The 6141-nt window shown below is 72.9% G+C and carries 6 protein-coding genes; 3 read left to right on the top strand and 3 right to left on the bottom strand.

All coding sequences use genetic code 11. The annotated features are described in order from the left end of the window. Nucleotides 1-22 precede the first annotated feature (22 nt). Nucleotides 23-1312: an aspartate aminotransferase family protein gene (locus G6031_RS06410; RefSeq protein ID WP_182652797.1), complete on the bottom strand. Its 1290-nt coding sequence runs from the start codon at nucleotides 1310-1312 to the stop codon at nucleotides 23-25. Between the two features lie 85 nt (nucleotides 1313-1397). On the opposite strand from G6031_RS06410, the gene G6031_RS06415 reads away from it, so the two are divergent. Continuing rightward, nucleotides 1398-2387, top strand: coding sequence for a D-2-hydroxyacid dehydrogenase (locus tag G6031_RS06415; RefSeq protein WP_182645380.1), 990 nt, complete (start codon nucleotides 1398-1400; stop codon nucleotides 2385-2387). Here G6031_RS06415 and G6031_RS06420 read toward each other — a convergent pair. Further along, nucleotides 2377-3309: a LysR family transcriptional regulator gene (locus tag G6031_RS06420; protein ID WP_182652798.1), complete on the bottom strand. Its 933-nt coding sequence runs from the start codon at nucleotides 3307-3309 to the stop codon at nucleotides 2377-2379. The two genes, G6031_RS06415 and G6031_RS06420, sit on opposite strands and share 11 nt — an antisense overlap. Before the next feature lie 150 nt (nucleotides 3310-3459). On the opposite strand from G6031_RS06420, the gene G6031_RS06425 reads away from it, so the two are divergent. After that, the gene (locus tag G6031_RS06425) at nucleotides 3460-4695 is read left to right on the top strand and encodes a Glu/Leu/Phe/Val dehydrogenase (protein WP_182611027.1); all 1236 of its coding nucleotides are present in this window, start codon (nucleotides 3460-3462) and stop codon (nucleotides 4693-4695) included. 114 nt (nucleotides 4696-4809) lie between these two features. Here G6031_RS06425 and kstR read toward each other — a convergent pair whose 3' ends face one another. Further along, nucleotides 4810-5538, bottom strand: a complete 729-nt coding sequence (gene kstR, locus G6031_RS06430) for a cholesterol catabolism transcriptional regulator KstR (protein ID WP_182652799.1) — start codon at nucleotides 5536-5538, stop codon at nucleotides 4810-4812. A gap of 166 nt (nucleotides 5539-5704) precedes the next feature. On the opposite strand from kstR, the gene G6031_RS06435 reads away from it, so the two are divergent. Then, the coding region (locus G6031_RS06435; protein ID WP_182652800.1) for an acyl-CoA dehydrogenase family protein at nucleotides 5705-6141 on the top strand (437 nt) is incomplete at its 3' end.

Genomic DNA, 6141 nt, shown 5'->3' on the forward strand with positions numbered 1-6141 from the left:
GCGGCCGGCGCGACGCGGGAGGTCACGCCGCCCCGTCGCACACCCGGTGGACCGCGCGGGTGAACCGCTCGACGCCGGCGTCGACCTCGTCGGCGGTCACCACCAGCGCGGGGATGAGGCGCACCACCGAGCCCGTGGGGCCACAGGTGAGGGTGAGCAGATCCTCGTCGATGCACGCCTGCTGGACCGCTCCGGCCAGGCGGGCGGCCTCCACCGCACCGGCACTGCCCGCGGGAGCGGTGGGGTCACCGAACTCGACGCCCAGCATGAGCCCGGTCCCGCGGATGTCGCAGATCTCGCCCACGTCGCCGAGGCTACGCCGCAGTCCCTCGAGGAGTTGGGTTCCGCGCTCGGCGGAGTTGGCCACCAGCCCCTCCCTGGCGACCACCCCGAGGGTCGCCACGCCCGCCGCGGCCGCCACGGCGTTGCCGCCGTAGGTGCCGCCCTGCGATCCGGGCCAGGCCTTGGCCATGATCGCCTCGGGAGCGGCGATCGCGGAGATGGGGAAGCCCGAGGCGATCCCCTTGGCGGTGATGATGACGTCCGGGACCAGGCCCTCGGTGTGCTGATGGCCCCAGAACCGGCCGGTGCGCCCGATGCCGGCCTGGACCTCGTCGAGCACGAGCAGCGCGCCGATCCGGTCGGCTCGGTCCCGCAGCCCCTGCAGGTAGCGCGGCGGGGTGGCCATGTAGCCGCCGTCGCCGAGCACGGGCTCGATGAGGAACGCCGCGATCTCGCGGGCGTCGACGCGGGAGGCCATGAGGTAGTCCAGCTCGGCGAGCGCGAAGTCGATCGCGTCGTCCTCGCTCCACCCGTGCCGCAGGGCGTGCGGGAACGGGGTCATCACCACCCCGCCCATGAGGGGGGAGAAGCCGGCGGAGAAGCGCGTCCCGGCGGTGGTGAGGCTCGCGGCGGCGACGGTGCGTCCGTGGAAGCCGCCCTGGACGGTGACGATGTTGGGCCGGCCGGTGGCCATGCGGGCCAGCCGGACGGCGGCCTCGACCGCCTCGGAGCCGGAGTTGGCGTAGAAGACCGAATCGATCCCCTCGGGCAGGTGGTCGCCGAGCTTCTCCGTCAGCTGCAGCAGCGGTTGGTGCATGACGGTCGTGTACTGCGCGTGGATGATCTTCCCGCACTGCTCCCGCGCGGCGGCGACCACGTCGGGGTGGCAGTGGCCGGTGCTGGTCACGCCGATGCCGGTCGTGAAGTCCAGGTAGTCGCGGCCGTCGGTGCCGTGGATCCACGAGCCGAGGGCGTGGTCCACCACGACGGGCGTGGCCTGCTTGAGAAGGGGCGACAGATGCGCGGTCATGGGGCCAGTGTGTGACCCCCCCGGGCAGATTGTCAACAATCCGACGATCTGCGGGGGGCTGTCGCGGGCACGCTACGGTGTGTCCATGACGCAGCAGCACCGGTCCCCGCACGCGCGACCGACAGTCGTCCTCCTCACCGCCGACGGCGTCGTCCCGCCCACCCACCTGGACGAACTCCGCGGACTCGCCGACGTGCGGGAGTGCACCGCCGACACCCTGGCCGAGGCGCTGCCCGGCGCCGAGGTGCTGTTCGTGTGGGACATCTTCTCCGACGCGTTGGCCTCCGCCTGGCACGCCGCCGACGCGCTGCGATGGGTCCACGTGGCCGCCGCCGGGGTCGACACGCTGCTGTTCGACGAGCTGCGCGACTCCGACGTCCTGGTCACCAATGCGCGTGGTGTGTTCGACGGGCCCATCGCGGAGTACGTCCTGGCCTGCGTCCTCGCCCACGACAAGCAGCTGCACCGGACTGAGGCACTGCAGCGCGCCGGGGTGTGGCGCCACCGCGAGACCACCCGCGTGGCGGGACGCCGCGCCCTCGTCGTGGGGACCGGGGGGATAGGCCGGGCCACCGCGCGGCTGCTCAGGGCGGTGGGCGTGGACGTCCGCGGGGCGGGACGTCGAGCCTCCGACGACGACGAGGACTTCGGCGTCGTCCTGGACTCGGCCCGACTGGCCGAGCACCTGGGCGATGTCGACCACCTGGTCATGGTGGCCCCGTTGACCGAGGCCACCCGCGGGATGCTCGGGCCGGCCGAGTTGGCGGCGCTCCCGGACGGCGCCCATGTGATCAACGTGGGGCGGGGCCAACTGGTGGACCAGGAGGCCCTCACGCAGGAGATCGCGGCGGGCAGACTCTCGGCGCACCTGGACGTCCTCGTCGTCGAACCGCTCCCCGGCGGCGACCCGCTGTGGACCCTCGACGGCGCGCACGTCAGCCCCCACATGTCGGGCGACGTGGTGGGCTGGCGGGACACCCTCTCGGAGCAGTTCCTCCACCACCTGCGCACCTGGGCGGGCGGCGGCGAGCCCGGTCCGCTGGTCGACAAGAGCCGGGGATACGTCAGCGGCTGACCGGTCGCGCCTCCGCGGCGTCGAGCCCCAGGCCGAGGGCGGCCTCGGTGAACGCGTCGACGAAGGCCCGTAGGGGACGACGCCGGGCGTCCCGCTCCCGGTACGCGATCGAGACCGTCCTGGTCAGGGTGTCGCTCAGTGGCAGCACGTCCACCTCGGCGGTCGAGGTGCCCAGCCCGAGGTCGGAGGCCAGGGTCACGCCGAGGCCCGCGGCGACCAGGGCGAGTGCGGTCGACTGCTCACCGGCCTCGTGACGGATGTCCGGTTCGAACCCCGCCTCCCGGCAGGCGAGCCGCACCGCCCTGCCGAAGTGCGAGCGCGGGTGGGCCAGGACCCAGGGCTTGCCCGCGAAGTCGCGCAGCGCCACCTCGCCGGCGTCGATCGACCCGCGGGGGGCCACGAGGTGCAGTGACTCCACGGCGATGGGTGTCCGGGTGAGCTCGGGGACCCGGGCCATCGTGTAGCTGGAGTAGTCCAGGACGAAGGCCAGGTCGAGGGAGCCGTCCCGGACCGCGCCCGTGGTGTCCTCCGGGGCGAGCTCGCGGCTGCGCACCTCGATCCCCGGGTGGTCCCGGGCGAGCACCCGGATCCCGGCGGGCAGCAGGGTCGTGGCCACCGATGCCCAGACCCCGGCCGTGAGGGTCGTCCCGACGCCGGCCCGGGCCGATTCCATCGCGTGCCCGGCGTCCTCCACCGCGGCCAGGATGGTCTCCGCGTGCCCGGCCAGGACCAACCCGGCCTCGGTGAGCCCGATCCGGCGGCCACGACGCTCGAACAGGGGGGTCCCCGCCTCCCGTTCGAGAAGAGCGAGCTGTTGGGACACAGCGGAGACCGTGTAGTCCAGGGCCCCGGCGACGGCGGTCACGGTCCCGCGACGCTCGAGTTCGCGGAGCAGTCTGAGTCGGTGCAGTGACGGCTCCATGGCCCCGAGCGTAGGGGCTGACCGGGGACAGTGCAGAAAAAGTGAACGGTCGGGTCCATCGATTCTCGCTGGACCCGGGCCCGTCCCCGCTCCCATGCTTGAGGGACCCCGCCGGAGAGTCGGGACGAGGCGTTTCAGGAGGCGAGCACCATGACATCCATCGAGATTCCGGGTTTCACCGCGACAACCGGGTCGGTGCCGGTGGCAGTGCCGGCTCCACCCGCGGAGGGTCCCGCCACCCGCGAACCGTACCTGCGGCTGCACTGGAAGGACGACGTCACCGGCGCCCGAGGGTTCCTCGTCGTGGACACCCTCGTCGGTGGCCTGGCCACCGGCGGGACCAGGATGCGGGCCGGCTGCACCCTGGGTGAGGTGGAGGACCTGGCCCGCGGCATGACCCGCAAGACCGCGGCCTTCGACCTCCCCGTCGGCGGCGCCAAGGGCGGGATCGACTTCGACCCCAAGGATCCCCGCGCCGTGGAGGTGCTGGGCCGGTTCTGCGAGGCGATGCGCCCGTTCCTCGACCGTCACTGGGTGACCGCCGAGGACCTGGGGGTTCCGCAGCACCTGATCGACGAGGTCTTCGCCGGGCTGGGGATGCGGCAGTCGTACCACGCCGCCATCGAGCGCTCCGAGGATCCCGCCGCGACCGCCGCACGTATCTTCCGCGGGCTCACCGCCGAGGTGCCCGGCGGGTTGCTCGGCGACGTGATCGGCGGGTACGGCGTGGCGCAGGCGTGTCTGGCCGCGGCGTACGTGCGCGGCTGGGACGTCGGACGCACCACCGTCGCGGTCCAGGGCGTGGGCACGATGGGCGGCGCCGCCGCCTGGTACCTGCACGAGGCCGGGATGACCGTGGTGGCGGTGGCCGACGCCGCCGGGACGCTCTACGACCCGGCTGGCCTCGACATCCCCGCGCTGCTGGCCACCCGCGACCGCTTCGGTGAGATCGACCGGGGAGCCGTCCCCGCCCGCGTCCAGCGGCTGGAGCGGGACCAGATCATCGGGATGGACGTCGACGTCCTGGTCCCCGCCGCGGTCTCGTACGCCATCACCGCGGACAACTGCGCGTCCGTCAGCGCGTCGATCGTGGTGGAGGCCGCCAACGCCGCCACCACCATCGACGCCGAACTCGACCTGACCGCGCGCGGGATCGCGGTGCTGCCGGACTTCGTGGCCAACGCCGGCGCGGTGGCCTGGGCCTGGTGGCTGATCCTCGGAGAGGTCGACGAGCAGCCCGGGACCTCGTTCCTGCGGCTCAGCCGGGAGATGACGGCCAAGGTCTCGGACCTTCTCACCGCCTGGACGCCCGCGGACGGCCCGGTGCGGTGGACGGCGGACGTCTCGCACCTGGTGCGTCAGGTCCCGACGGTCGTGGTGCCCTGACCGAGGGGGCTCGAACCCCTGGCCGTCTGAGCACCCCAGGCGCGCGACCACCGCAGCCGCACACGGGAAGACCGTGTGCGGCTGCGGTCGCGGCGGGGTGGGTGAGGAGGTCGGTCAGGCCCCGGGCTCGGCCCCTGCCTCCGCGTTCTCCTCGGACGCCCCGTTCCCCTTGCCGATGGCGGTGTGCAGCCGCGCCCGGCGGGGGGAGTCGTCCGTGCCCAGCAGGAGATCGATGGTCAGGCCCAGGCGGCTGTTGACGTCCGCCGCCGAGGACCGCCTGGTGAGCCAGGAGACGAGGTTGGACATCCACACGTCGGAGACCACGCGGGCGATCGAGAGCTGGACCTCGTCCGGTTCCCCCTGGGCCATGGCGCGGGCGATGATCCGGTCCATGTAGAAGCCCACCTCCTCGACCTCGTTGGCCACCGACGCGTCGGCGAACATGAACGCCCGGGTCATGGCCTCGGTGAGGTTGGGATCGCGCTGCATAGACCTGGTGATCATGTCCACCACGACCTTCATGCGCTCCTGGGCGGTGTCCCCGGGCGGGGCCGAACGCTCCGTGCGCTGGTCCAGGCGGCGGAACTCGCGGGCCAGTGCCGAGACCAGGAGATGGACCTTGGAGGGGAAGTAGCGGTAGAGCGTGCCCACCGCGACCTCGGCCTTCTCGGCCACCGCGCGCATCTGCACCGCCTCGTACCCGCCCTTTGCGGCCAGGGCCAGCGTGGCGTCGAGGATCCGGCGACGGCGCTCCCGCTGCGACGAGGTGCTGGGCTCGTCGCCGCGGGGCGCGGGATCAGACGCGGCAGGACCGGAACCGGTCTCGGTCGAGCTCTTGGTCATGAGGCGAGCCTCCTGGGCTGGCGAGCGGCCGATGGGGGCCGGGTTCGGTGTTCACGTCCTGCTGGTGCATTCTAGAACACGGTTGTTAGAACACGTTCTACTATGGGGGAGAGCGCCGGTCCGCGGACCGGCGCCGGTTCGAACCCCGTCTCGACGAGGAGCCACCGTGAGCATCGCCACCACCCCGGATCAGACCGAGATCCAGAACTCGATCAAGTCCTGGGCGAAGTCCGTCGATCCCGTGGACACAGTACGCGCCCAGGAGACGGACCCGGACGCCTGGAAGGCGCATTGGCCGCAGTTGGCCGGATTGGGGATCTTCGGCGTGGCCGTCGCCGAGGAGCACGGCGGGGCCGGGGCCGAGATCGTCGACCTGGCCTGCATGCTCGAGGAGGCCACCGCCCGGATGGCCCCGGGCCCGATCCTGTCGACCGCCCTCGCGGGCGTCCTGGTCTCGCGTGCCGGGGGCCGGGTGGCCTCCGCGCTGGGCGAGACCATCGCCGAGGGCGGTCTGCCCGTCGGCGTCTGCCTGGGCCTCGGCACGACGACGCTCACGGGCTCGGACACAGCGGGCTCGGACACAGCGGGCTCGGACACAGCGGG

The sequence above is a fragment of the Dietzia sp. CQ4 genome, from assembly GCF_014145125.1.
Taxonomy (GTDB): domain Bacteria; phylum Actinomycetota; class Actinomycetes; order Mycobacteriales; family Mycobacteriaceae; genus Dietzia; species Dietzia natronolimnaea.

Excerpts from the sequence above, each read along its gene's own strand:
- G6031_RS06410 (WP_182652797.1), bottom strand. The coding sequence starts at position 1,312 with ATGACCGCGCATCTGTCGCCCCTTCTCAAGCAGGCCACGCCCGTCGTG.
- G6031_RS06415 (WP_182645380.1), top strand. The coding sequence starts at position 1,398 with ATGACGCAGCAGCACCGGTCCCCGCACGCGCGACCGACAGTCGTCCTC.
- G6031_RS06420 (WP_182652798.1), bottom strand. The coding sequence starts at position 3,309 with ATGGAGCCGTCACTGCACCGACTCAGACTGCTCCGCGAACTCGAGCGT.
- G6031_RS06425 (WP_182611027.1), top strand. The coding sequence starts at position 3,460 with ATGACATCCATCGAGATTCCGGGTTTCACCGCGACAACCGGGTCGGTG.
- kstR (WP_182652799.1), bottom strand. The coding sequence starts at position 5,538 with ATGACCAAGAGCTCGACCGAGACCGGTTCCGGTCCTGCCGCGTCTGAT.